The sequence below is a fragment of the Ruegeria sp. I1 genome (genome assembly GCF_056532675.1).
Genome location: NZ_JBQFNM010000002.1, coordinates 18038 through 44025, shown reverse-complemented (window position 1 = coordinate 44025; position 25988 = coordinate 18038). Strand labels below are relative to the sequence as shown.

At 55.5% G+C, this 25988-nt stretch carries 25 protein-coding genes; 18 read left to right on the top strand and 7 right to left on the bottom strand.

Annotation, left to right across the window (positions count from 1 at the left end; all coding sequences use genetic code 11):
- Window position 1: 1 nt before the first annotated feature.
- From ACR0DH_RS03970 to ACR0DH_RS03960, 3 genes are read left to right on the top strand one after another with little or no spacing between them, the layout of a single operon-like run.
- Window positions 2–982, top strand: a complete 981-nt coding sequence (locus tag ACR0DH_RS03970) for a VWA domain-containing protein (protein WP_480551663.1) — start codon at window positions 2–4, stop codon at window positions 980–982.
- Window positions 979–2499, top strand: coding sequence for a VWA domain-containing protein (locus ACR0DH_RS03965; protein WP_480551661.1), 1521 nt, complete (start codon window positions 979–981; stop codon window positions 2497–2499). The genes ACR0DH_RS03970 and ACR0DH_RS03965 overlap by 4 nt, the downstream gene beginning before the upstream one ends.
- A complete protein-coding gene (locus ACR0DH_RS03960) occupies window positions 2496–3767 on the top strand; it encodes a hypothetical protein (protein WP_480551659.1) in 1272 nt (423 codons plus the stop codon). Before ACR0DH_RS03965 ends, ACR0DH_RS03960 begins: the two co-directional genes overlap by 4 nt.
- A gap of 705 nt (window positions 3768–4472) precedes the next feature.
- Here the strand turns inward: ACR0DH_RS03960 and ACR0DH_RS03955 are convergent.
- The 6 genes from ACR0DH_RS03955 to ACR0DH_RS03930 all read right to left on the bottom strand — a co-directional run bounded on the left by ACR0DH_RS03955 (window position 4473) and on the right by ACR0DH_RS03930 (window position 9798).
- Window positions 4473–5126, bottom strand: a complete 654-nt coding sequence (locus tag ACR0DH_RS03955; protein ID WP_480544796.1) for a helix-turn-helix domain-containing protein — start codon at window positions 5124–5126, stop codon at window positions 4473–4475.
- 243 nt (window positions 5127–5369) lie between these two features.
- A complete protein-coding gene (locus ACR0DH_RS03950) occupies window positions 5370–6059 on the bottom strand; it encodes a hypothetical protein (protein WP_480551657.1) in 690 nt (229 codons plus the stop codon).
- Window positions 6060–6526: 467 nt separating this feature from the next.
- Complete coding sequence (locus tag ACR0DH_RS03945) at window positions 6527–7618, bottom strand: tyrosine-type recombinase/integrase (RefSeq protein ID WP_480551655.1); 1092 nt, start codon at window positions 7616–7618, stop codon at window positions 6527–6529.
- Between the two features lie 240 nt (window positions 7619–7858).
- Entirely contained in the window at window positions 7859–8137 is a 279-nt protein-coding gene (locus ACR0DH_RS03940) for a hypothetical protein (RefSeq protein WP_480540356.1), read from the bottom strand.
- On the bottom strand, window positions 8115–8339 hold the full coding sequence (locus tag ACR0DH_RS03935; protein ID WP_480540354.1) for a hypothetical protein: 225 nt from the start codon (window positions 8337–8339) through the stop codon (window positions 8115–8117). Before ACR0DH_RS03935 ends, ACR0DH_RS03940 begins: the two co-directional genes overlap by 23 nt.
- A gap of 547 nt (window positions 8340–8886) precedes the next feature.
- Window positions 8887–9798, bottom strand: a complete 912-nt coding sequence (locus ACR0DH_RS03930) for a LysR family transcriptional regulator (RefSeq protein ID WP_480551653.1) — start codon at window positions 9796–9798, stop codon at window positions 8887–8889.
- Window positions 9799–9911: 113 nt separating this feature from the next.
- Here ACR0DH_RS03930 and ACR0DH_RS03925 point away from each other — a divergent pair, with 113 nt between their 5' ends.
- The gene (locus ACR0DH_RS03925; RefSeq protein WP_480551651.1) at window positions 9912–10847 is read left to right on the top strand and encodes a VOC family protein; all 936 of its coding nucleotides are present in this window, start codon (window positions 9912–9914) and stop codon (window positions 10845–10847) included.
- 14 nt (window positions 10848–10861) lie between these two features.
- A complete protein-coding gene (locus ACR0DH_RS03920; RefSeq protein WP_480540348.1) occupies window positions 10862–11482 on the top strand; it encodes an alpha/beta hydrolase in 621 nt (206 codons plus the stop codon).
- Here ACR0DH_RS03920 and ACR0DH_RS03915 read toward each other — a convergent pair.
- Window positions 11444–12418, bottom strand: a complete 975-nt coding sequence (locus ACR0DH_RS03915; protein ID WP_480551649.1) for a LysR family transcriptional regulator — start codon at window positions 12416–12418, stop codon at window positions 11444–11446. The two genes, ACR0DH_RS03920 and ACR0DH_RS03915, sit on opposite strands and share 39 nt — an antisense overlap.
- A gap of 114 nt (window positions 12419–12532) precedes the next feature.
- Here ACR0DH_RS03915 and ACR0DH_RS03910 point away from each other — a divergent pair, with 114 nt between their 5' ends.
- The 13 genes from ACR0DH_RS03910 (at window position 12533) to ACR0DH_RS03850 (ending at window position 25988) form a co-directional block, all read left to right on the top strand.
- Window positions 12533–13294: a pirin family protein gene (locus ACR0DH_RS03910; protein WP_480551647.1), complete on the top strand. Its 762-nt coding sequence runs from the start codon at window positions 12533–12535 to the stop codon at window positions 13292–13294.
- A complete protein-coding gene (locus tag ACR0DH_RS03905; protein WP_480540342.1) occupies window positions 13291–13545 on the top strand; it encodes a DUF1427 family protein in 255 nt (84 codons plus the stop codon). The genes ACR0DH_RS03910 and ACR0DH_RS03905 overlap by 4 nt, the downstream gene beginning before the upstream one ends.
- 31 nt (window positions 13546–13576) lie before the next feature.
- Window positions 13577–14227: a hydrolase gene (locus tag ACR0DH_RS03900; protein WP_475220598.1), complete on the top strand. Its 651-nt coding sequence runs from the start codon at window positions 13577–13579 to the stop codon at window positions 14225–14227.
- 132 nt (window positions 14228–14359) lie between these two features.
- Window positions 14360–16093 (top strand): amidohydrolase, encoded by a 1734-nt coding sequence (locus ACR0DH_RS03895; protein ID WP_480551645.1) that lies wholly within the window; start codon window positions 14360–14362, stop codon window positions 16091–16093.
- A gap of 24 nt (window positions 16094–16117) precedes the next feature.
- The gene (locus ACR0DH_RS03890) at window positions 16118–16426 is read left to right on the top strand and encodes a GNAT family N-acetyltransferase (RefSeq protein ID WP_480540338.1); all 309 of its coding nucleotides are present in this window, start codon (window positions 16118–16120) and stop codon (window positions 16424–16426) included.
- The gene (locus ACR0DH_RS03885) at window positions 16410–18020 is read left to right on the top strand and encodes an MFS transporter (RefSeq protein WP_480551643.1); all 1611 of its coding nucleotides are present in this window, start codon (window positions 16410–16412) and stop codon (window positions 18018–18020) included. The genes ACR0DH_RS03890 and ACR0DH_RS03885 overlap by 17 nt, the downstream gene beginning before the upstream one ends.
- A complete protein-coding gene (locus ACR0DH_RS03880; RefSeq protein ID WP_480551641.1) occupies window positions 18017–18919 on the top strand; it encodes an efflux RND transporter periplasmic adaptor subunit in 903 nt (300 codons plus the stop codon). The genes ACR0DH_RS03885 and ACR0DH_RS03880 overlap by 4 nt, the downstream gene beginning before the upstream one ends.
- Before the next feature lie 55 nt (window positions 18920–18974).
- Window positions 18975–19427: a (2Fe-2S)-binding protein gene (locus tag ACR0DH_RS03875; protein WP_475220593.1), complete on the top strand. Its 453-nt coding sequence runs from the start codon at window positions 18975–18977 to the stop codon at window positions 19425–19427.
- Window position 19428: 1 nt separating this feature from the next.
- The gene (locus ACR0DH_RS03870) at window positions 19429–21609 is read left to right on the top strand and encodes a xanthine dehydrogenase family protein molybdopterin-binding subunit (RefSeq protein ID WP_480551639.1); all 2181 of its coding nucleotides are present in this window, start codon (window positions 19429–19431) and stop codon (window positions 21607–21609) included.
- 912 nt (window positions 21610–22521) lie between these two features.
- Window positions 22522–23841, top strand: coding sequence for an ABC transporter substrate-binding protein (locus ACR0DH_RS03865; protein WP_480551637.1), 1320 nt, complete (start codon window positions 22522–22524; stop codon window positions 23839–23841).
- 79 nt (window positions 23842–23920) lie between these two features.
- Window positions 23921–24868, top strand: a complete 948-nt coding sequence (locus ACR0DH_RS03860; RefSeq protein WP_155150124.1) for a carbohydrate ABC transporter permease — start codon at window positions 23921–23923, stop codon at window positions 24866–24868.
- Entirely contained in the window at window positions 24865–25803 is a 939-nt protein-coding gene (locus ACR0DH_RS03855; protein ID WP_010442361.1) for a carbohydrate ABC transporter permease, read from the top strand. Before ACR0DH_RS03860 ends, ACR0DH_RS03855 begins: the two co-directional genes overlap by 4 nt.
- Complete coding sequence (locus ACR0DH_RS03850; protein ID WP_155150119.1) at window positions 25800–25988, top strand: hypothetical protein; 189 nt, start codon at window positions 25800–25802, stop codon at window positions 25986–25988. The genes ACR0DH_RS03855 and ACR0DH_RS03850 overlap by 4 nt, the downstream gene beginning before the upstream one ends.

The window sequence follows — 25988 nt, the reverse complement described above, 5'->3', positions numbered from 1 at the left end:
AGTGATCAACTTATTGTATCCATGGCTCTTGATCCTTTTGCCGCTACCTTGGCTGGTTTGGCGGTTTCTCCCGCCACACCGTGAAGAGGCCACGGCGATCCGAATCCCCTTTTTCCGGCAGTTGGCAGAAGCAGCGGGTGCTACGCCAGAGCAAGGTGCAACAGTGCTGTATCGGAGCAGAGTTCAGATCATCACTGCACTACTGGTCTGGACAATGATCGTGATCGGTCTGGCACAACCTCAACGGTTGGGCGATCCCATAGTGATTGAAAAATCGGCGCGAGACGTTGTGCTGGCCCTCGATATCTCGGGTTCCATGGATCAACGGGATTTAATCGGCGCAAACGGGCAAAGGATGCAAAGGCTGGATGCTGTACGCGATGTGCTCAAAACCTTCATCGCAGAGCGCGATGGCGACCGTATGGCTCTGATTGTCTTTGGCACACGCGCTTTCGTACAGGCTCCCTTCACCGAAGATCTGCAAAGCCTTGACGGATTCCTCGATCAGACTCAGGTGGGTATGGCCGGGCCAAACACCGCCATCGGAGATGCAATCGGTCTGGCAATCCGAATGTTCGACAGCAGCGATGTCGATGAGCGTCTGATCGTCCTGCTCAGCGATGGTGCGGACACCAACAGCCGGGTCTCGCCAGTTAATGCGGCGGAGGTTGCCGCTGACAAAGGCGTGGTCATCCAAACCATCGGCGTGGGCGACCCCGAAGGGACAGGCGAAGATCGGGTCGATTTGACTGCATTGGAAAATGTCGCAACCCGCACCGGTGGCGCCTTCTTCTATGCCGATGACAGCTCAGCTTTGTCGCAAATCTATGAGCAGATCGACGCCATGGCACCTCGGATCGTCGAAGAAACCAGCTATCGGCCGACCTATTCGCTCGTTTGGGTGGCCAGCCTGCTCGCCGCCTTGCTGGGGATAGCAACGCTTGTTGCTCTGCTCGCTTCACGGACTTGGAGGCGGGCATGACCAGTTTTTTTGATGCCTTCCACTTCCTTCGTCCCCTCTGGTTGTTGCTTTTACCTGCTATTGTGCTGCTTTGGTACATTACAAGGCGACAACCCGGACAGCACAGACATGACACCCGGCATATCGCCCCGCATCTGGCAAAGGCTCTGCAGGTCGGTTCAAACGCCCAGCGGCGTATTGAACCAATTGACAGCGTCATGCTTTGTTTGAGTCTACTGGTACTCTCCGCAGCTGGTCCGTCATGGAACCGCATCCCCAACCCGCTAGTCGCGGAAACCGCACCTCTTGTGGTGGCGCTCGAGGTAACGTCTTCGATGGAAGATACCGATCTGGAACCCACTCGGCTAGACCGAGCGAGGTTCAAGATTTTGGATCTGATCGCTGCGCGGGCTGGCGCGCGTACTGCGCTTGTGGCCTATGCAGGCACCGCGCATCGGGTCGCACCGCTAACCGAAGACCCAGATATACTGCGCCCGCTATTGCAAGGGCTGAACCCCAAGGTGATGCCGGTTGAAGGGGATGATGCCGCTGCCGCATTGGATTTAGCGCGCGAAATACTGAAGGCTGCAGAAACGCCCGGTGCGATCCTCTTTGTGCTGGATGACCTTGACCCGGCAACGGTTGCAGCGTTCATGAATAACAACCCTGAACAGCCTCCGGTGTCGATGTTAGTTGCTGTGCCTTCCGGGCAAATCCCCGCCCAGATCACCGGGCTCGCAGACGTTTTGGCTGTTGGACTAACTGCCGATGATCGGGATATCGCAGAGATCGAACGGCAGTTAACCTCGGTGCATAAAGCGGCACAGCTGAACGATGAGCGTTTGGAATGGGACGATCGCGGCTGGGTGCTGCTATGGCCTGCTGCACTCATTGCTTTGCTGTGGTTCCGCCGCGGTTGGACCATGCGCTGGAGCACTGCACTTGCCGTTGTCTTTACACTTCAAATGCCGGGTAGTGCAAATGCCGATGGATGGAAGGATTGGTTTCTGACACCTGATCAACAAGGGCAGATTGCCTTTCGAAACAAGGAGTTTGCGCAAGCTGCCGATCTGTTCACCGACCCGATGTGGAAAGGTCACGCATTGCTAAGCGCCGGTCGCTACGAGGAAGCTGCCGAGTCATTCAGCGGGTTGGACAGTGCCGAGGCAGCCTTTTCCGAAGGTCTGGCACGGATCGGCAACCGCGAATACCGCGCAGGTGCGCAGGCCTTTGAAGCCGCTTTGGACCGCCAGCCAGATTTTCCTGCTGCTGCCAAAAACGCCGAAATCGCTTGGGCCATTGTCGAACAGGTCGAAACCACTCGTGAGCAATCCGACACTGGCGAGGAAAGTGGCATCGGGGCAGATGACATGACATTCGACAACGAAGCTCAGCGTGGAGTTACCACGCAGGTCGATGCACCTAGGGACAAGGCAAGGGCGCTGTCTCCCGACCAATGGATCGACAGCATCGACACCGATATGGGGGATTTCCTGCGCAGTCGGTTCCTCTACGACAATAGCGAGAAGGGCACATGATCCGTACTCTGATCGCGATATCGTTCCTGTGCATTGGTGCCAGCATCGCCATGGCGCAAGACCCGCGCGTTACGGCCGAGTTGGAAAACGACAGTACAATCGTCGGTCAGCCGCTGCTGCTACGCATTTCAATCCTTGTGCCAACATGGATGCCCGAACCGCCGATCTTTCCGGCTGTCGAAATTCCGTCACTTCTGGTCCGTCAGCCCGAGCGTTCCTCGGGGCCGATCAGCGAAAAAATCGATGGTGAAACCTGGTCGGGGGTGCGCCGCAGCTATCGCCTCTACCCGCTCGCAGGCGGCAGCTATACCCTACCGCCGGAAGACGTAGTCGTTACCTATGCCAACCCGGACACAAATGAACCGGTGACTTTCTCTGGCTCACTTCCAGAACTGACTTTCACTGCCACCATCCCCGAAGGGGCATCTGGGCTGGATCCACTGATCATCGCCAGCGGGTTCGAACTCCAGCAACAGATTGATGGAGATCCCAGTATGGCTGTTGGAGGGGCTCTGACTAGGACCATTACAGCAAAGATCACTGGCACCTCGCCCATCATGATCCCTCGCCTATCTCCTGCACCCGAAGGGGACAGCCTGCGCGCCTATCCAAAAGATCCCCAAATCGACGAGAAAGAAGACCGGGGTCTGCTGCGAGGGACGCGCACGGAAACAACCTCGTATGTCGCTCAGTACGAAGGGGCCGCCGTATTGCCGGAAGTGACACTTGATTGGTTCAACATCGAGACCGAACAGCTGGAAACCGCGATCTTACCGACACTTGACGTGTCTATTCTCGGCGCAGCTTCTGACAATGCGCAAGACGGAAATGCATGGCAATTGCACAAAGTGTTTTGGCTTATGTTGGGATCGGTCGCATTCGTTGCCGTAGCGATCCGGACTTTTTCAGCGCGAATGGTATCGCTTCTGGCAACAATGAGAGCGCGCGCTATCCAAACCGAATGGTACGCCGCGCATATGTGTCTCAATGCCATCTCGCGACGTGATTTGACGGCTCTAACGACTTCTTTTGCCGCATGGACGAAATACTATCCCGGTACTTCTGAACAAAGTTTCTCGGTCGTTCTCGAGGGCATGGCCTCAATTGGCAAGGCACGGTTCGGAGCAAAGACTCAGGAAGCGACCGTGCACTGGCGCACGCTACATTCTGGTTTCTCAACCACACGCCGCCGTATGCGAGGTAAAACTAATCGCGCCCGCCGGAGCCCCCAACTGCACCAATTGAATCCGACATGGTCTGGTAGTTAGACCCGCGTTTCAGCTGCAGAGGTCTTCACCAAGACGGACTAACGCGACGGGATCTAAACCAACCGGAACCAAAAAGGCGTTTGGATCACTGCCTTCTTGAACTACATCGTGTTGCGCATTTAACTCCAGTTTCTACCCCTGTTGTGGCTGTGGGCAAGTGAACGTAGTAGTTTTGGTCGGACTGAGAGAAATGGTAGACCTGCGCGAAGGCCAATGTGCCGGGGATATCGTCGGCGCAATTAGCGCGGCGTTGCGCGGTTAATGCCGCGCCAAAATAGGGTGTATCCGTGCCGGCTAGCTCCACCTCGGACAATAACTGCCCAAGCAATTACAACTCGCCCTGGCCCAGAAACCGTTCGCATCTGATTTATCTAGCTTCGTGTTCTTTACTACCATTTCTCGGTGCTCGCCGCTTCGGATCCGAGTAGTAAGCGCGCTTAGCCGCCTACCTTCCATCCAGATATTGTGCATCTGCTTAAACTCGATCCCATCCACGTTGAATGTCCGCTACACATTGGAGCGTTTTTCCATCTCGCACCCGCAGCGAACTTCCGCTTCCCGCCCTTTCCTTCGACACCCCCCCTATAACTTTCGCGCGAAAAAATCTGGTTACCCCCGCCGGTCCCTTGGCTTAAAGCTCGCAACTTTTGACACTCCCCCCTCTCGGTTTCAGCACAGAAAGGCGATGAAACTGTGTAACCTGTCCTAGCCGAGCTCTTGACCATTCGTCGCCGTGACCCATTCGAAGAATGCGAGGTAGCGAGCTGTGTCTTCGTCTTTCGGAAAGCGCGAAGGCAATAGGTAGTTCCCAGCTCTTCTCAGCAATTGCAGAAGCTCGACGTCGTCACCCGGCCAGTGGTTTTCGAACCAGAGCCTCCAACTCGCCAGAGCACCGCTCTCAAGATCGGAAATCAGGTGGCATGACATCGACCGATCAACCAGGCTGCTGTCTTTTATGTTCTTTCCTTGGTTCTTATAGGGGGTGACAGCCATGTCACCCTTGCGCGACAGCAATGTCACCTCTCGGGGTGATAGGCTGTCACCCCTGTTGTCACCCTTTAGGTCGGGCAGGCAGATCTGGTGCGCCCGGTCGGCATTCCGAACTTTGACCCGGCGTAGATACCCTGCCTGTTCCAGCATCTTGATGTATCGCTGCACGGTTCTCTTATCGACGCCCAGGCGCTTTGCGAGTGTTGCATTCTTCGGCCAACAGCGCCCCGTTTCCTTGTTCACAAAGCTATCACACAAACAGGTGGCCATTTGCTTTGCACCACGCGACAGGTTTGCATCTTCATTGACCCGCCTTTTCCATTCGAATCGCAACTTGCCAAACGCAGGGGTATTCTTGGGCTTTTCCATCTGCACCCACCTACACCCTGTTCTCTTCAATCCAGGAATGGATGTCCGCGAGCTTGTATCGGACCAGGCGGCCAACACGCACAAAACGCGGCCCACTACCCCGAAGCGCACTCAGCTCCAAAAATCGTTTAGATATCCCAAAACGCTCTTCAACTTCTGCTCTCGACAGAAGTCTTTCATCATAAGGTTTCATGTAACTGCTCCAATAGCGATCCCATTGCCTGGAGCATCACACAACCCAGCTTACGGCGCATTGGATTGGTTTGGATACTTTTGGAGCAGTTTGGACAGCTCTTCGTTTTTCGCCCATTTACCTTTCTGTTTCAGTGCAGAAGAGATTCCTTTTCTCAAACGCACAACCTTGGCCTCGGAGCTATGCCCTTTGATCTCATTGTCGTGTTTTGCCGCCACCTTCTCAGCCGCTCGATTCATCGAAAGCGCTAGATCAGAAAGACAAAGTTCGACGCCAATTAGAATGAATTTCTCATCGGCACGCCCGAACCCACGCTCGCGCTTGTAAGGTAGATTGTTGTTGTTCGACAGCAAAACACCCATCTCAGTCTTTGCCTGATTGATATCCCGAGACCCGCTATTGGCGCTTTCAGTGACACTCGGTACCTGCTCAGCGCCGATGAACATCCAGGTGCCCTGGCCCGGATATGGATCAGAATGTGGGTAGTTTTCTAGTCCGAGCTCACTTTCTGCTTTTTCGAAGCTGTGAAGATAGGTCGCCCTGCCGATTTCATAGTGACCTCCAGCTCCAAACCCCGTGCCGGGCATCATCGGAAGATATACGCCAACATCTGTTGGCATAAACCCAATCCAATGACCATGCGCGTGCCCGTCCTGCAAATGGCTCCAAAACATCTGGCGACATTCGTACTCTGCGCTCGCATAAGGCCGCAGGACTTGCGACAGATAGGCCTCGCTCAAGAACTCTCGATATGGGATAGGCAGACCCGGGCATAAATGCGCACCGCGATTTGCTGGCCGTTTGCTTCCGGGTTCGGGAGGCGAGTCGTATCGGCCTTCGAAGCTGCAGTCCTTCTCGCGCCATTTGAGAAACAGCCGCTGAGTGTGCTCCTGGTGGAGCTTTGCTGCTGCACCAACTTGGCCTTCAATCTCAGGGCGACACAGAGAGGCAAGACCTCTATGCCACTGCAAGCTCTGGTCATCCAACGCTGACGCCAAACGCCCATTCGGACAGATCCTGCGTATGACGTCTTGAAAGACCGCAAGATCGATCTATCGGATTATCCAACGCACATGCTGCATAGTCCCGTAAGATCTTATCAAACGGGCCTCGTTTGCGATTTGGCTTCCCGTCCAGGTCCGCTCGCAACGGTTTCATTGGGTCGATCTTTCTACCCTGTGACACGGAAGTGACCTCCCCTTGGCAATCAAATAGCTGTCCGATCACGCTCGCTGCGAACGCTCAGCTCGTCGCACACAGTTTCCATTGCGGGTCTGAGCGCGTCGAGGGATGGTTTCACATAGCGCTGTCCGGTGATCGAAAGTGGTGTGTGGTTCAGCAAACGGCCAACAATCTCTTCGAGTATCCCGGCCTCCATTGCGACTGTTGCAAAGGTTCGACGATGGGCGTGGCTGGACCATTGCATACGCTCAGGTCCCTTCAGATAACCCGTAGGTGATTTGGGTGACGGAAACACCCATTGCCGATGCAGGCCTCGCACGGGAGCCAGTATCTCGTGATGCACCTGTGAGATGGGAAGATCAAAGCTGCGTCCATTCTTGGTTATCGGCAAATGGATGTGATCTTCTTGGATCTGCTTCCATTCCAACGTCAACGCCTCGGTCTTGCGAAAGCCTGTGAACAAAAGCAGCTCGTAGAAGACTTTGTGAATGGGGTTGTAAAGATCGTCCACTGTTTGACGCCAGAGGCGTAGATCTTCGATGATCGCCCCTTCTGGCTTTTCTTCATACCATTCGATGGCCATCGTCGGGCTTTCCGGCAAATCGTGAATACGACGCGCATGGTTCCAGACGGTCCGAAAGTATTTCAGCGTATGATTTGCCGAAGATGGCGTTGCTGCCATGGATCTGTGACGCTCTACCACCATCGACTTGGTGATCTCATCCAGCGGTAGGCGCAGCCAATCTTTTAAATGCAGCTCAAACTGCTGGCGCACACCTGACCGGTGGGCCTCAGACCGAAGCTTGGGACGGGCCAGATAGGTTTCCATGGCTGTCTCAAGCGTCGGCGCTCCGATCTGAATACGCTTACCGGCCCCCCTGCCCCAGTCCAGCGCATATCCCAGTGCTGTCTGGCGTGCAGTATCTGCGGAAATCATCGGGTAGCGCCCGATCAACACCCGCCGCGTCTGACCCCCAACATCTTTCTGAAAGTACCAGGTCTTTGACTGTTTCCCGACGAAGAGAACTAGCCCCTTTATCTCGCCATCCCAGTGCTTGGCGGTACCCTGTTTTGTCTGCGGAACCTTGCGCGCGAACGTCTCTGTGAGCTTTGGCATTTTATCGGCTTTTTGTCGGAAATGGTAAGATACAAGCTGTTACCACATGATACGTGATGCAACATATTATTGAACTAAATGAAAGATATAGCAACTACACGATACTCAGTGAAATTGATCATCATTGCTTGGAAGGCTAAGGTCTTACCACTACACAACGCCCGCTCAAGTAAAGCATCACCTATTTCATGTGAATTTGGAGGTCAAGTGGAACCGCTCAAGAGACTGCAACAATCTGTACTACGTCTCATCTTCGATCTCACTGTCATAATTAAGCGTCAAAAGTCGCGAGATGCGCAAATCCATGATGATCCTGCGCAGCGGTTCGGACTTGCGATGCTTCTCCTCTTTCTTGACATCGCGCTGCGAGCTGCGGTTTGCGGCGAAAAAACTCGCAATCTCACGCCGAAACTCTAGCTCTTTCCCAGTGTCGATCGCGACCCGCTCTGCGAGACCAAGAGCATGCACGATGTCATCAGTGAGCTTGCCGGTCGCCTTAAGTTTGAGCAGCCGGTCCATCGCGGTTTTTGCTGGCCCCGACATTGCGTGCCGATTTGCTGAGCTTTTTGGCCTCGTCATATGCCTTTAAAGCCAGCCCCCTCCAGCTTGGCTGGCCATAACCCACTGAGGCACCCGATGCGACAAAGCCGATCACCCTGCCAATGCTGAGCGCACGGGACAGAGCCAGTTTTCCGCGTTCCTCAATATAGTTCTTGGTCAATTCTTCGGGATGATGAGGTCGTTTATAAGTCCAAATAAATTCACAAGAACCTCTTCGCCATGCAGAAGCCGGCTCACAAAAATAAGATCTCAAGAAACCTAAGCAGAGGCTATATAAACTTATCTGTCAACGAATTTGAGCGCTCTTCGCAGTTTCCATTGCATTTGGACCTGAAAATCGCAATTCGCGCGGGCCCAATTTCGGTTCTGCGCCTCAGTCCGAGATCGGCTATTTCAAAAAGGTTTCACGAATGCCAATTGAAGCAGAAAGCTCGGCCGCTCAACACTGAAACCCAACCGTAAGTTTCCAGATCAAACCGGCCCAGAGCGGAAGTTAAACGCTGTCAGCGGAGCTGCACAGCAGCATCCGAAAGCAGAAGTTGGTAGACAAGAAGACGAAACCAAGCGCAGAGCTTTCAATTTGCGCGAAAGCTGACTGCCGCATTAAGCGCTCTATCGTAAGCAAACCCATTTCATGCTCCTGTAAACAGTGCCGTTCAATCTGACTTACTTCCAGAAAATCACGGCTGATTTGCCGCCCGAATAGCTTAAACGTTTGTTTCCAGATTCGGATGGTTCTGCACAAACGCTTCAAAGTACTCGGCAAACGTTCCGACGATCGGTGGGAGTTGTTCGTACGGGGGGTAGTACAACGTCAACCATAACGACGTAATAGACCAGCTTGGCATCACCTGCTCGACTTGCCCGCTGGCCAATCCCTTGTCAGTAATGAAATCCGGTAGAACACAAATGCCGTCTCCCGCGACCGCAAGAGCGTAGAGAAAGTCTCCATTGTTGGAGATTATCTTTTGGCCTGCTTGAATTGAAACGTTGCTACCTGCATTTGAGAAGTCCCAAGTTTCCGAGCGGCCTTGCGCGCTGTAAGACATCAGAAAGTCTGGGTTCAGATCGCGCGGATGATCAGGCCGGGGTATGCGTTCAAACAGAGACGGCGCAGCAATCATATGCCGCGGAACTTCGCACAGTTTGCGCCAAATTGTCGATTTGTCGGTCGGCGGGCCCGATACACGTACAGCGAGGTCGCAGTTTTCCTCGATCACATCGAGCAGGGTATCGGTGGAGTTGATTTCGACTGAAATATTCGGATAGGCGAGACGAAACCCCGAGATCACTTGCGGCAGCAACGTGACGCCTAGTGATACAGGCGCGGTCAGACGCAGATGGCCCTTGTAAGGTTGATTGGCCCTTTGAAGATTTCGTGTGACCTTTTCAAACCCCTCCAATAGCGGTCTGTACTGCGCCAGGACAGTTGCTCCGGCGCTTGTTAGTGAGACTTGCCTAGTCGTACGCACCAGAAGCTGTGTGCCAAGGTCTCTCTCAAGCTGCGCTATTATGCGTGTTGCTGATGCCGGCGCGATGCCCAGTTCGCGCGCTGCTAGGGAAAAGCTTTTCAGGTCTGATACGGCGCGCAGAACGCGGATGGGCTTAAGCTCGATCATGTCAGCTTAATAATTCCGTTTTCGACAATAATAAAGCCACATACTTATCTATTAACTTTAATAATAGATGCGCCATCTTTGATGCAAGTTGAACACTCGCCCAGGAGCGGAACATGATCAAAGATATCAAAGGGCTGCACCACGTCACATCGATGGCCGCAGACGCCAGCGCCAACAACGCTTTTTTCACCAACACACTTGGCATGCGCCGAGTGAAAAAGACGGTCAATTTCGATGCGCCTGAGGTGTATCACCTCTATTACGGGGACGAGGTTGGAACACCGGGCTCGGTCATGACCTATTTTCCTTTTGGTCAGATGCCAAAGGGACGCAGAGGGGCCGGTGAGGTAGGTGTGACCGAGTTTGCCATCCCTACAGGCGGTGTCGAATTCTGGAAACAACGTCTTGCATCTGAGGGCGTGACTGGGCTGGCCGATGGCACAGTCTTCGGAGAAAAGCGTCTGTCCTTTGACGGTCCCGATGGTGACAGCTTTGCATTGGTCGAGTCTGATGCGCGAGGCCGGACAGCCTGGACTCAGGGCGGTGTTCCCGATGAGGCCGCGATTCTTGGGTTCCGGGGCGCGCGGTTCGCTCTGAAGGATGTTGATGCGACGGGTGAACTGCTGACCTTCATGGGATACCAGAAGGCTGAAACTGAAGGTGACGTCACTCGCTATGTGATCGAAGGGGGCAATGCTGCGGACACGATCGATCTGCAGCAGCTATCGTCAAGTACCCCGACCGCTGGTCAGGGCGCTGGGTCCGTTCATCATATCGCTTTTGCCGTCGAGGACCGCGCCGCGCAACTGCGAGTTCGGCAGGCCTTGATGGATACAGGCTATCAGGTCACGCCGGTCATCGACCGTGACTATTTCTGGGCGATCTATTTCCGCACGCCGGGTGGGGTGCTGTTTGAGATCGCGACGAACGAGCCCGGTTTCGACCGCGATGAAGACACGGCCCATCTGGGTGAGGCGCTCAAGCTGCCCACTCGATACGAGCCACATCGCAGCAAGATCGAAAGTCTCCTGCCCCCACTTGCATCATGATTTCAGAGGTTGAAATGTCCAAAGATCTCTATCAGGCGCTTGTGCATGCGCCGCAACCCGCCCGTCCGCTGGTTTTTGCCTTTCATGGCACCGGAGGGGATGAGCATCAGCTTGTTGAACTGGCCAGCACTCTTGTCGCTGGCGCCGGGATCGTATCACCGCGCGGCGATGTCTCTGAGATGGGGGCCGCTCGATTCTTCCGCCGCACAGCCGAGGGTGTGTATGACATGGAGGACCTTGCCCGTGCGACGGACAAGATGATTGCGTTCATCGAAGCCCATCGCGCATCGCATCCCGGTCATCTGGTCTATGGCTTCGGCTATTCGAACGGGGCGAACATCCTGGCGGCGGTCTTTCTAAAACGCCCGGACCTGTTCGAGCGGGTCGGCCTTTTGCATCCGATGGTCACGTGGGAACCGAACGCAAATCCTAAGATGATGGGACGAAAGGTTCTTGTGACCGCCGGGCGACGCGACCCAATCACGCCATGGCCGATGACGGAACGCCTGATCAGTTGGCTTTCTGAACATGGTGCCGATGTCACTTCGGACGTCCATGAAGGCGGGCACGAGCTGCGAAACTCTGAACTGACGGCGCTAGCCTCCCACTTCAACGGGGATGTCGGCGCCGGGTGAAGGTTCACGCATCGCATTCAACGTAGACAAGACGGCGGCTTCTTTGCGCGCCCAGGACATGAACTCATGAACATGCTCTTCACGTTCCCGGCGCGGGTGGCAACATATGAAATAGCTGAACCCGGTTTCCACCACCGGGCCGAACGGGCAAACAAGCCGTCCATCCGAAAGTGCGGAATACGCCAGCAGCGACCCGCAGAGCGCGACACCCGCGCCTGCAATCGCCGCGTCCACAATCTGGCCACCCGGAGGTCTTTCGAACCGCATGGCTTTCGAAGGATCAACCGCATTCGGACGCCCGGCGTGTTGGCTCCAAAGAACCCAACTGGGAACCGACCCGTCCAGCATCGGCGTTGTATCATAAAGAACATGCGCGGCCTTGATGTCGTCAGGGGACTTTATGTCGAACGTATCCAGCACACCAGGGCTGGCGACCACCAGCATCAACTCGTGGTGAAGCAACTCTGTATACCGGTCCTCAGGCGGTTCACTGCTGTATCGAATTTCGATATCGGCGGTCGCGTGGGTTTTGTGGTCCGCAGGGTTTTCAGACTCAATGTGGACCTGAACGTCGGGGTGGTTCTTGGTGAACTTGTGCAGCCTCGGCAAAAGCCACTTGCTGATCAGCGCATTGCTGGAACTGATGCGCAGTTTGGGCGTCTTCTTGGGTCGGACCTCATCGACAACCTGACGGATCTGCAAGAACGCTTCGCTGATCGTTGGCTGCAAGCGTTGCCCTTCCGGTGTCAGATGGATCGCGCGGGTCTTTCGCACAAACAGAGCCACCCCAAGGTCGGCCTCCAGCGCCTTGATCTGTTGGCTAACCGCACCTGGTGTCACCGAAAGCTCATAGGCCGCTTCCTTGATCGAGCCGCGTCGCGCCGCGGCCTCAAAGGCGCGCAAACTTAGCAAGGAAGGCAATCGGGACAGCGGCATGTCAGCTTAGAAAAACAGTTTAGCCTATCTAATGCATAACCGCAGAACTTCTACTTTGTCGAGATCAAATTTACGCCCCACATCGAAGAACAACAGAACTTGGAACTGAGTGATATGATCAAGATCCACGAAAAAGCATCGCGGGGACGCACGCAAAACGGATGGCTGGACAGCTATCACACGTTTTCGTTCGGCCAGTTCCAAGACCCGTCGCGCATGGGGTTCGCCAATCTGCGCGTGATCAACGAAGACAGCCTGATCCCGGGTGGTGGTTTTGCTGCGCATGACCATGCGGATATGGATATCATTACACTGGTTCTGGATGGGCAACTGCGCCACGAGGATGATCAGGGCAATGTCACCAGTATCAGCGCAGGCGAAGTGCAGGGAATGTCTGCAGGCACCGGTGTGCGTCATTCCGAATACAACGGATCCACATCGGAGCTCGCAAAATTCCTGCAAATCTGGCTGATCCCGGATCAGGTGGGTGGTCAGCCTGCATACACACAAGCCTCGGTTCCGAACAAAGGGGATGTCCTGCTCGCTGGACCCGCCTCATTGCACCCCGTGATCCCGTTGAGATCAAGGGCGCGACTGACGCTTCGTCGGTTCACCGAAGGACAAGAACTTGCGCTTTCTGCAAATGGCGAAAGTGACCGCTTCGTTCATCTGCTGGATGGCCTTGCCAATGCCGAGCACGAATGTCTGAGCGCGGGTGACGGACTACAGGTTCCGCGATCCGAACAGTTCACTTTGCGGTGGCACACCGACGGGGCTGCGCTGGTTTTCGAAATGCCAACCCCCTCGGCAATGAAAGAACCCAAAACCCTCAAAACCCGATCAATCGAAACAGAATTGCAAGGAGACCCGACGTGACTTGGCAACCATATCTCATATCGCTCGCAGCGGGCCTCGGGATTGGGGTCATCTATGGCCTGATCGCAGTCCGCAGTCCCGCCCCACCAATCATCGCGCTTTTGGGCCTCTTGGGCATGCTCGCCGGAGAAGCCGCTGTGCAATGGATCAGGGGTCATTCCGACGCTGTGTCACAGGCCCTGCATCTGAAATCCTTCGCCGTGACGCAGGCGGAAGAGACGAGCCAACCAACCAAACCCAATACCCTTTAACCCCATCCAAACTCAACAACGGAGAAGTCAAATGTCGAAACACGAAATGATCACACCTGAGAACGCGGCCCTTGTGCTGATCGACTTTCAGCCCGCGATGTTCCAGGGCGTCGAAAGCCATGATCGCCTGTCGGTGATGCACAACGTTCAGATTCTTGCCAAAGGCGCGAAACTGTTTGGTTTGCCGACCGTGATCTCAACCGTCGCGAAAGACAGCTTCTCGGGCCCGTTCATGCCTGAAGTGACCGATCTGTATCCGGATCAGGAAGTGATTGACCGGACATCGATCAACTCTTGGGTTGATGAGAATTTCCGCAAGGCAGTTGCTGCAACTGGTCGCAAAAAGATCGTGCTGGCAGGTCTGTGGACTGAGGCCTGTGTCATGTTCCCGACGCTCGACCTGCTGCGTGAAGGCTATGAAGTCTATATCCCGGCGGATGCGTGCGGCGACGTCACGCCCGAGGCCCACGAGCGCGCAATGGATCGTCTGGTTCAGGCGGGGGCGGTTCCGATGAACGCGCTACAGTTCGTCTTCGAGCTTCAGCAAGACTGGGCACGCGGCGAAACCTACGATGGCGTCATGGATATCCTGAAAACGCATACGCCATACGGTATCCAGGTTCGCTTCTCGAAGTGGGCTTTAGGTGAGCACGCCTCGGAAGCAGGTATCGCTGCAGAATAATCTGCCGCGCCACGCCCGCTCGGTCCCTTCATCCCTCCCCATGAAACCGAGCGGGAGACTTTCCAAACCTCCCTCAATCTGTGCCCCTCCGGTGGGCGTAGACCACTCCCGCTTTGCCAAAGGATCTGCACCATGGCCGCCCCAGACAAGATACTCTTCAACGGCAAGATCACGACAATGGATCCCGAAAGGCCCGAAGCAACGGCCGTGGCGATTTCAAGGGATCAGATCACCGCCGTTGGAACGGACAAGGACATGCTTGGGCTTGCGGGCCCCGAAACCGAGACCATTGATCTGGGCGGTCAGCGTGTAATTCCCGGTTTGATCGACAGCCATACGCACATCATCCGACAAGGCAACAACTTCGCCATGGAACTGCGCTGGGACCACGTTCCGTCGCTTGCCGACGGTCTGCGAATGCTAAAGGCGCAGGCAGAGCGCACTCCTGCCGGGCAATGGATCCGCGTGGTTGGCGGCTGGTCCGTCGATCAATTCGCCGAAAAGCGGCTGCCAACGATTGATGAGATCAATGCCGTTGCCCCGGATGTGCCTGTCTACGTGTTGCACCTCTATGATCGGGCGTGGCTGAACAAAGCCGCCCTGCGTGCAATCGGCATCGACAAACACTTCTACGAGCCCTTTGTCTCAGGGCGTCTGGAGCGGGACAATCAGGGCAACCCGACAGGTCTCGCGATGGCGCGCCCGAATGCGCAACCGCTTTACGCCCTTCTGGATATGGCCCCCAAGCTGGATTTCGAACAGCAGGTCACCTCGACCAAGCACTATTTCAAGGCATTGAATGGTCTTGGATTGACCTCGGCTTTGGATTGCGCAGGTGGCTTCCTGAACTATCCCGACGATTACGGCGTCATCACCGAGTTGAACAAACGCGGTGAGCAAACCGTGCGCATCGGCTATCAGCTATTTGCGCAGCGCCCGATGTTCGAACTGGACGACTTCAAACGCTGGAACGACATCGTCAAGCCAGACGAAGGCAACGACTACCTGAAATGCGTGGGCGCGGGCGAGATGCTGGTCGCATCGGCCTATGATTTCGAAGACTTCAGCTACCCGCGCCCCGATCTGCCCAAGCGAATGGAAGGGGACCTCAGGCCAGTACTCGAGTTCCTGTTCGAAAACCGCTGGCCGATCCGTTTCCATTGTACCTACGAGGAAAGCGCACACCGGTTGCTGAGCCTTATTGAAGAGGTCGGGCGCGACAAGGGGTTGGAAGAGTTGAACTGGATCTTCGATCACGGTGAGACGATCTCAGAATCCACCATGGAATGGGTTGCTCGCCTGGGCGGCGGTATCAGCTATCAGAACCGCATCGCGTTTCAGACCACAGCCTATCGTGATCGCTATGGTGAAGACGCCCTGCGCGAGGTCATGCCGGTCAAGAAGATGATGGCCTCGGGTGTGCCTCTGGCTGCTGGCACGGATGCGACGCGGGTGTCGTCCTACAATCCGTGGTTGGCCATTCACTGGGCCGTTTCTGGCAAAGGTCGTGGCGGGGACATCATCTGGAGTGCAGCGAACCGTTTGGATCGGCACGACGCGCTGCGTCATTGGACCGCCGCCGGGGCTTGGTTCAGCCGGGAAGCGGGCAAGAAAGGCCAGATCAAAGCGGGGCAATGGGCGGATATCGCGGTACTCGACCGGGATTATTTCTCGATCGCCGAGGATGAGATCACCGAGATCGAGGCCGATCTGACGCTTACGGGCGGCAAGATCGTACATGCCAAGGCCCGTTTTGCGGCGCATGCGCCGGCCCCGCTGCCAGAGCTTCCAGATTGGTCACCCGTTCCGATTTTCGGCGCTCCCGGCGCTTCGACGCAAAGCCAAGGCAGCCTTGCCGCTGAATAGCGGCAAGACCTCAGGAGATTTCCCATGTTGGACGACCAAAAACTAAAAATCACCTACAGCGAAAGCGATACAAAAGCACGGTACGGCGCTTCGGTGTCCGGGATCGTGAGCGAGGCGGAACTGACGCTGTCAAAAGTCACGCCCAGCCTCGTTATCGCGGACCACACCTTTGTCCCGGAAGAGTTGCGTGGTCACGGCTTGGCGCGGACGTTGGTCGCGCAACTTGTGGCAGACGCGCGCGACAAGGGTCTCCGCATTGTGCCTCTTTGCCCGTTTGTACGGTCCTACGCTGAAAGAAACCGCGAGGAGTTGGCAGATGTCATCCAGTGGTAGCATCGCGAAACCTGCACCTGCGGCATCGAACTCAGCTTGGGCTCCGTTCAAACATCGGGCGTTTGCCCTCCTTTGGGTCGCGACCCTGATCTCCAACGTCGGCACGTGGATGCATGATGTGGGCGCGGGGTGGCTGATGACGACGCTCAACTCATCTCCGGCAGTTGTCTCACTCGTGCAGGCGGCAACAACCCTGCCAGTGTTCATCTTCGCCTTATACGCTGGTACGCTGGCGGATCGGTTGGATAAACGCAAGCTGTTGATCACGGTGAACGTGGTGCTTCTGGTGCTGGTGACGGTGCTCACCGTGCTGGTTCAGCTTGAACTGGTAACACCGACGCTCCTGATCCTGTTCACATTGGCCATCGGAACTGGCACCGCCTTTATGGCTCCGGCCTGGCAAGCGATCGTGCCAACTCTGGTGCCGCGCGACGCGTTGCAGCCAGCCATTGCCTTGAATTCAATGGGCATCAATATAAGCCGCGCAATCGGCCCTGCCTTGGCGGGCGTTTTGATTGCATCGGTCAGCTTGGCGGCCCCTTTTGCGGTCAACGCGGTCAGCTATCTCGTGATCATTAGCGCTCTGTTGTTGTGGAAGCACGAAAGTGGTGTATCGAAGTCATCTCAGCCCGTTTTCAACGCGATGATGACCGGCATGCGGCACGTCGCACACAACGGCCCTCTCAAGGCCACGTTGATCCGATCCTTTGCCTTCTTCATCTTTGCCTCCGCCTATTGGGCTCTGCTGCCGCTGGTCGTACGGACGATCGAAGCTGGCGGGGCGACGCTGTATGGTTTGTTGCTGACTTTGATCGGTGCTGGGGCTGTTGTGGGCGCTTTGACCCTCCCGCAGTTCCGAGCGAAGCTTGATGCAAGCACGACAGCTGCAGGCGGCACCATCGGCACGGCCGTTGCCATGACAATACTTGCAACGGCGACAACACCTCCACTAGCCTATATCGCCGCACTGTTAGGTGGCTTTAGCTGGATTGCCGTTCTCACCACGTTCAATGTGTCGGCGCAGACCGCGCTGCCCAATTGGGTTAGGGCCCGAGGATTGGCCGTAAATCTAATGGTCTTCTTCGGGTCAATGGCGTTTGGATCAGCGCTCTGGGGCCAAGTGGCAACGGCAACATCTGTTTCAGTCACCTTGCTGATGGCAGCAGGCGGTTTGATCGTCGGCTTGACCCTGACGCGCAATTTCCAGCTTGGTCAGGGCGAAGATCTGGACCTGACGCCCTCTATACATTGGCCCGCACCGCAAGTTGCCATTGAAGAGAACGGCTTGGCATCCCGCGGCCCTGTCATGGTCGAAGTTGAGTATCGGATTCGACCCGAGGACGAAGCTGCGTTCTTGTCCGCGATTCAGGAGTGGTCAGGCGAGCGTTGGCGCGACGGAGCCTATGACTGGCGCATTTTCCAAAGTGCAGAAGAGCCTGAGCTATGGGTCGAAGCCTTCATGGTTTCATCTTGGGAAGAACATCTGGCCCAGCATGAGCGTGTGTCACATCAGGATCGGGACCTTCAACAGAGAGTCGCAGCCTTCGATATCCGTGAAAGCGGGCCCGTCGTTCGTCATCTGATCGCACCATGATGAGAGTATTTGAGATGCTATCGACATTGGTCATCACAAAACCCTTTCTTTCGACCACAGTCCTTGTGGCGCTGCTCTGGGCCCATTCACCTGAACAGGCATCCGCGGGTGGTGCGGAGTTTGAAGGCCGTATCGAAGCAGTCGAACGGTCGGACGTCTATAGCCGGGCGGAGGGCATCGTCGAAGAAGTGCTGGTTGAGCAAGGTGATTATGTCGAAGCGGGAACACCATTGCTGCAGCTACGAAACGATCTGGAAAGACTGGCGGTCGATGCTGCGAGTGCAGAGCTGGCCAAGGCCGATGCTCTGTTTCTTCAAGCCCGAGATAGGCTGGAACGCGCGGCCCAACTCTCAACGCGCGGGGCGGCGACAGAGGTTGCTTTGTTGGACGCTGAAACCAATCTGGCTTTGGCTGAGGCCGAAAGGACCTTGGCGGAAACCGAATTGGAGATCGCACAAACCAACTACGAAGACACCCTCATACGTGCGCCGATCTCGGGACATGTGGAAGACCCGCGTGTTGGACCGGGTTCGCTGGTTGAGTTCAATTCCGGCGACCCGCCTCTGTTTCAACTCGTAAATCTGAACCGCCTCCGCGTTGTGTTCGAGCTTCCCTATGCCCAATGGGTTTTAGGGTTTAACAGGAGCAACACGCGCTCAGCGGAGTTTTCAAATTCCGGCCGGTTTCGTGTTGAAACAGAGATCGGCCAGGTTCTGTCAGATGCAATTGTGCTCACCGGGTCGGCGGTCTGGTTCGATGAAAACAGCGGAAAGATACGTGTCTGGGCAGATATTATAAACCCCGACCTAACGTTTCGACCGGGAATGAAAGTTCGTGTCACGCCAATGGTCTACCCAGTCACCGACGCCGAGCAAGACCACTCCATGGTCAGGCCATGACGAAATCCACTCCACAAGATCCCATTAACATCAGGCATCACAAGGACTGTTCCAAATGATCAAATTCGAATTGAACGGCCGACCCGTAGAGGTTGATAACCCCCCTGACGAAATGTTGCTGCTGGTCCTTCGAGATACGCTCAAACTCAAGGGTACTAAGTACGGATGCGGCGCTGCTATGTGTGGGGCCTGCACGGTGCATGTGGATGGTGTGGCGAGCTTTGCGTGTCAGATGTCGGTCAGCGACGTGGAGGATGCGCAAGTCACGACGATCGAAGGATTGTCCGAAGACGGCTCGCATCCTGTTCAGAAGGCCTGGATCGAAGAGCAAGTCGCACAATGCGGCTATTGCCAGTCCGGGCAGATCATGCGCGCGGCAGCACTTTTGGCGGACAATCCATCCCCGACGCGCGAAGAAATCGTCGATGAGATGAGCGCGAACCTCTGTCGCTGCGGCACGTATAACCGAATTTTCAAAGCCATCGAACGCGCAGCCAAGGAGGTTTGAGATGACCATGACCATGAACCGCCGCGGGTTTCTGCAAGGCGCTGCTGGACTGACGTTTTTCATCGGTACGGGTGGCATATCATCCGTCCGGGCTGAGGCCGCAATTGGCACGCTGGATGTCAATCATTGGTTGACGATCCGGGCCGATGGCAGCATCCGCGTTGTCTTCCCCTCGACCGAAATGGGGCAAAGCAGCTACTCCACACTGCCACAAATCCTTGCTGAGGAACTCGATGCAGCATGGGACGACGTTGAGATCGAACAGCTAAATGCTGATGATCGACGCTTTGGAAATCAGCTGTTTGGCGGTGTTCTATATACGGCTGGCAGCACCGGAACGCAGTTCTATTTTGACCCGATGCGCAAGGCGGGCGCGCAGGCGCGCGACGTTTTGTTGCAAATCGCAGCACGTGAATGGGCTGTGGACAAAGCCAGCCTTAGGACCGAACCAAGTGTTGTTTTGGGTCCCGATGGCCAACAGGCCAGCTATGGTGAACTGGCGGCGCTCGGTTTGACAGATGTGAAGGTGCCAGACGTTGCAACAGTGCCGCTGAAAGACCCGTCCACGTTTCGGATCATCGGGCAAGATCTGCCGCGTCGCGATGTTCCGGCCAAAAGCACAGGTCAGGCTGAATATGCCATTGATGTGGAAGTGCCCAATATGGCCTATGCGGCTGTTCTACGTGCACCAGTCGAGGACGAAGTACCGCTTTCCATCAACGACGACGCCGCACGCGAAGTACCGGGTGTCATTGATATCGTGACGGTACCGGACGGTGTTGCCGTGGTCGCGGAAAGCCTGTGGTCTGCCTTGGGCGCACGGGGTTTGCTTGAGGTCGAATGGTCCACCACCTCACCCTTCCGGACCTCAAACAGCGAAGAGACGCTGGCCGAATACGCCGCCGCTGTCAGCGCTCCCGAAGCGTCGGGGGCAACCTGGGCCGAGAAAGGCGACGCCCCTTCCGCCATTGGCAAAGCTGACCGTCTGTATTCACAGCTCTATCTGTCGGACTATGCTTACCATGCTCAGATTGAGCCGATGGCGGCTGTCGCTGATGTCGGCGCGGACGGGCAAGGTGCTGAGATTTGGGCGGGCACACAAACGCAGTCGTGGACTGCGCGCACCGTGTCCGAGGTGCTGGGCATCCCAGTCGAAAGCGTTCGACTGAACATGATGACAATGGGAGGAGGCTTTGGTCGACGCACTGCTCTGATGCAGAACTATGTGCGCGACGCGGTGCTGTGCTCGAAAGCCGTTGGACGCCCTGTTAAAGTGATCTGGCCGCGTGAAGATGACGTTAAACAAGGGACTTTCCGCCCCGCTGCGGCCCAAAAACTTGAGGCGGGTCTGACAGCGGACGGAAAGTTGGACGGGTGGTATCACAAGGTCGCCACGCCGACGGTGATCGGGTTTTTTAACCCGCTGCGTTGGGATGCGGTGAGCCCCAACGATGTGATCTCGATGAGGGGTGCGGAGAGCAAGTTCTATGGGATCAAGGATTTCCGCGCCGATCACCTGATCATGGACCGACACGCCCGCCTTGCGCCCTATCGCGGTATTGGTGCGTCCTACACGGCCTTTGCGGCAGAATGCTTTATGGACGAACTGGCAGAACAAGCCGGGCGGGATCCATTGGAGTTCCGGCTAGATCTGGTTTCTGAAAACCCACGCGGGCGGCATTTGCTCGAAAAAGTGGCTGAGATGTCCGATTGGCACAATCGTAGCGACCGAAGCCTTGGGCTTTCGTTCGCGGGTTACAGCTCATCCATGGCTGCAGGTGTTGCGGAAGTTCAAGTGGACGCTGATAGCGGCGAGATTCAGATCACCAACTTCTGGGCCGCGATCGATGCGGGCTTGATCGTCACGCCGGACAACGCGCTCAATCAGATTGAAGGCGGCATCGTGTTCGGTATCTCGATGGCTCTCAGCGAGAAGATCGACATCGAAAACGGTGAGGTGGTTCAGAACAATTTCTGGGACTACGAAATCACCCGAGCCTGGCAGATGCCAAAGACCGATATCTATATGGCGGAGGTTGATGCACCGCCCGTCGGGGTCGGCGAGGTCGGCACGCCGATGGTGCCCGCGGCCATTGCCAACGCGTTCTATGCCGCGCAAGGCAAGCGCCTGCGCCACATGCCGTTTACGCCGGATCGCGTCACCGCCGCGCTGGAAACGTAGGTACCTAAGGATGCTGCCGGTCATTTCCTTTGACCGGCGGCGGATTGACCAGAGGTCTTTTCAAACTGCCGTCGGTTGTGACGCTGACCCTACTTTGTGCAGCGCAAACTGTTGCCGCGAATGCCTACTCATAGAGGTCTTGAACTGCCTTTAAGAGGCCTCCTGAAAGTTCTTAAGGATAAATCATGCCACAAAACCTTGACATCATTGCAACCTGCAGGGTGTCCTGAAATTGGCTTACACTTTGTTCAATGCGAGAAGGTCTGCTTTCAGTTCGCACCACAATACAAAACGCCCCCACAGTGCTCTGGGCTATCGCCCGCCAGCGCCCGAAACCATCATCCCGATGGATCATAGGTCGATGATGTACTAACAATCAATTTGGATCAGTCAGATGAGGCTGTTCATCACCCGGAATCACCTCTCCTGCTCGCAGCTTCACGGTTTGCATATGCTCGGCACCTAAGTCTTTAATTGGGTAGCGGTTCAATCTTACGACAGAGAGCGTGTTCATATCACTGCACCTGACCAAATGAATTATGCACGATCCTGCGTGGTCCGTGCAGTTTGCACGCTATCTCCAATCCTCAAAGGTATCGAACAAATAATCTGCCAGAGCATCGCTAGCGGGTTCGCCAAGCCGGTCGCCGCATGCTGGCCGCGATTGTGAGCTGCGCTTATTTTAGTCGAATTGACCATTTAGTGCCTCACTGCTGAAAATACATGCGCATCATCGCAAACCAAAAAGCTCATTTAAAATCAATGGCTACAAAGCGAAATTAACGACCTTCTTTGTTCACTTGAGGTACGAACCTCAAAAATTTCTGGACTTGAGGTGCGTACCTCAAATAGCCTTGGAAGTATGCCGCGATTCGCACATCCTCGATTGACGGCGCAAAAAGGGAGGAATGGATGACTTACACAAAACTGGCCTCGGCCAGCGCAATAGTCCTTGCCGCTACTACTCTTTCTACCAAGGCAAATGCTGAAGATCTGACACTATGTTGGGCTGCATGGGACCCGGCCAACGCGCTTGTTGAGCTATCGAAAGAATTCGAAGCAGAATCCGGCCACACAATGAACTTCGAGTTTGTTCCCTGGCCAAATTTTGCGGACCGGATGCTGAACGAGCTGAACTCTGGGGGTAAGCTCTGCGACCTGCTGATTGGTGACAGCCAATGGATCGGCGGTGGCGCTGAGAATGGTCATTATGTCCAGCTGAACGAGTTCTTCGATGCTGAAGGCATCAGCATGGATGACTTCGCGCCGGCCACTGTCTACGCGTACTCGACCTGGCCCAAGGGTACACCAAACTACTATGCGCTGCCTGCGATGGGCGATGCAAACGGCTGGTTCTATCGCAAGGACTGGTTTGAAAACCCCGACATCCAGGCTGCATACAAAGAGGCGACTGGTCAGGACCTGCGTGAACCGCAGTCTCAGAAAGAGTTGTTGCAGATCGCTCAATTCTTCCAAGGTCGTGAGATCGACGGCAAGACTGTCTATGGGGCAGCAATCTTCACCGAGCGCGGCTCGGAAGGGATCACCATGGGTGTGACTGGGGCGCTGTATCCTTGGGGTTTCAAATACGAAAACACCCCAGGATCCTATGACATGGAAGGCGCCGTAAACTCACCCGAAGCGGTTGAGGCTCTGGAATTCTACAAGGAGTTCTACAAGACAGCGACGCCCCCGGGATACACCAACTCTTACATGGGTGAGAGCTTGGACGCCTTTAAGTCCGGTCAAGTCGCCATGGCGATGAACTGGTTTGCGTTCTTCCCAGGTCTCTATGCCGACCCCAATACCGGCGGTGACAAGATCGACTTCTTTGTGAACCCACCCCAAAATCAGGCAGGTTCGACACTGGGCGGACAAGGTATTTCTGTCGTCAGCTACTCTGACAAACAGGAAGCCGCACTTGAGTACATCAAGTGGTTCGCGCAGCCAGAAGTGCAGGCCAAATGGTGGGAGCTTGGCGGATACTCCGCACATAACTCGGTGCTGGAAGATCCCGGTTTCGTGGACAGCCAACCGTTTGCCGGTGACTTCCTGGAAGCAATGGGCGGTGTGCAGGATTTCTGGCAAGAGCCTGCCTATGCAGAGCTTCTGCTGGCAATGCAGAAACGCATCCATGACTACGTGGTTGCTGACCAAGGTACAGCTCAGGAAGCGTTGGACCTTCTGATCGAAGATTGGACGGAAGTCTTCGAAGACGAAGGCAAGCTGTAATCCGGACACAGGCCGGAGCGGGTGCAATCCCGCTCCACCTTCACCCGTGAGCCCTAAACCAACAAGAACTGGCAAAGAGATGTCTGACAGGACCGTAGATCGCGTTGCGCAGGCAACGCCCGAGCGAGTTGCGCGAAAGATCCGGGGATTATCCGACCGCGCGATCGCCTGGATTTTCATCTCCCCAACGATTTTTCTATTGCTGGCGATCAACATCTTTCCGTTGATCTGGACCATCCAACTGAGCTTTACCAACTACAAGGCCAACCGGATCGGGCGTGAAGTCAAAGATGTCGGTCTCAGGAATTACGAGCGTATCCTGACAGATTCTGACACCTGGCTGAATATGCAGGCGACGGCACACTTCCTGTTCTGGACGATCTTTTTCCAGGTCCTGATCGGGTTTGCTCTGGCGTGGCTGATCAACAAGAAATTCAAGGGCAACGATCTTTGGACCACAATTATCGTGCTGCCGATGATGCTGTCTCCGGCGGTTGTCGGGAACTTCTGGAAGTTCCTGTATCAACCTCAGATCGGCCTGTTTAACTACATCGTGTCGTGGTTTACCGGCAAGGACCCATCGAGCTTTGAAATGCTGGGGTCCGTCACGTTGGCCCCATGGGCGATCGTGATTGTCGACACTTGGATGTGGACCCCCTTTGTAATGCTGATCTGTCTCGCTGGTCTGCGCAGCATTCCTGACTACATCTACGAGGCCGCTGAGATCGACAGAGCCAGCAAGCTGCGGCAGTTCTTTACGATTACCATCCCGATGGTGTTACCGTTCCTGATGCTCGCTGTGCTGTTTCGAGGGATCGAGAACTTCAAAATGTTCGACCTGGTGGTTCAGCTCACCGGCGGAGGACCGGGGTCTGTTACGGAACTCACTTCGATCAACCTGAAACGCGAAGCCTTTGAAAAATGGCGTACAGGCTATGCGTCAGCCTATGCGATCATCCTTTTCGTCACCGTGTTCGGCCTTGCGTCGATCTACGTCAAAGCCCTGAACAAGGTGAAACAGAGATGAGCAGTTTTTCCGTCACAGAACCTTCGAACCGGTCCAAATGGATCGCAGGCTTCCTGGTCATTACTTATGCGCTGATCACGATGATCCCGCTGGTGTGGATCTTGCTGACAGGCTTCAAATCCCCGGCCGATGCGATCAGCTATCCACCCAAAGTGGTCTTTGACCCAACGCTTGAAGGCTACGTCAACCTCTTCACCACGCGCACACGGCAGACGCAGGAGTTTCTGGAAGCGAACCCACCGCAGAATTGGGCCGATGAGATTGTCCGCCAGTACGACATGGTGATAGTCGGGCCGTCCAAGTTCGGCGAGCGCTTTATGAATTCGGTTATCATCGGATTTGGCTCAACGTTCTTGAGTATCTTCCTTGGCACGCTGGCCGCCTATGCGTTCAGCAGATTTAAGGTCCCACTCAAGGACGACCTTCTGTTCTTCATTCTTAGTACGAGGATGATGCCCCCGGTTGCCGTCGCCATCCCAATCTTCCTGATGTTCAGAAACCTTGGGCTGAGCGACACGCATCTTGGGATGATCCTGTTGTACACGGGCGTGAACATTTCGCTGGCGGTCTGGCTGCTGAAAGGATTCATCGACGAAATCCCACGCGAATACGAAGAAGCCGCCCTCATAGATGGCTACACGAGGTTTCAGGCGTTTTACAAAGTGGTGCTGCCGCAAGCCGCCACAGGCATAGCCTCAACTGCAATCTTCTGCTTGATCTTCGCCTGGAATGAATACGCGTTTGCCGTACTGCTAACATCCGCAAACGCGCAGACTGCACCGCCCTTCATCCCGACCATCATCGGTATTGGCGGCTTGGACTGGCCTGCTGTAGCGGCTGGCGCGACGATCTTCCTGATCCCTGTCATGATTTTCACCATCCTGATGCGCAAACATTTGCTGCGCGGGATCACATTCGGAGCCGTACGCAAATGAGCGAATTTCTTACCGGATTACTACGGCTCCGCCGCGGCCCATGGGAGATGGTCGCAACCATCCTTATTGCACTGGGTGTCTTCATGCTGATGCAACCCTTTGTCCTTTGGGCCTTCACCTACTCTTTCATCGTCACGCTGATCGGAACCGTCATGTTCATCATCGTCAGCCATTTCCCGGAGTAG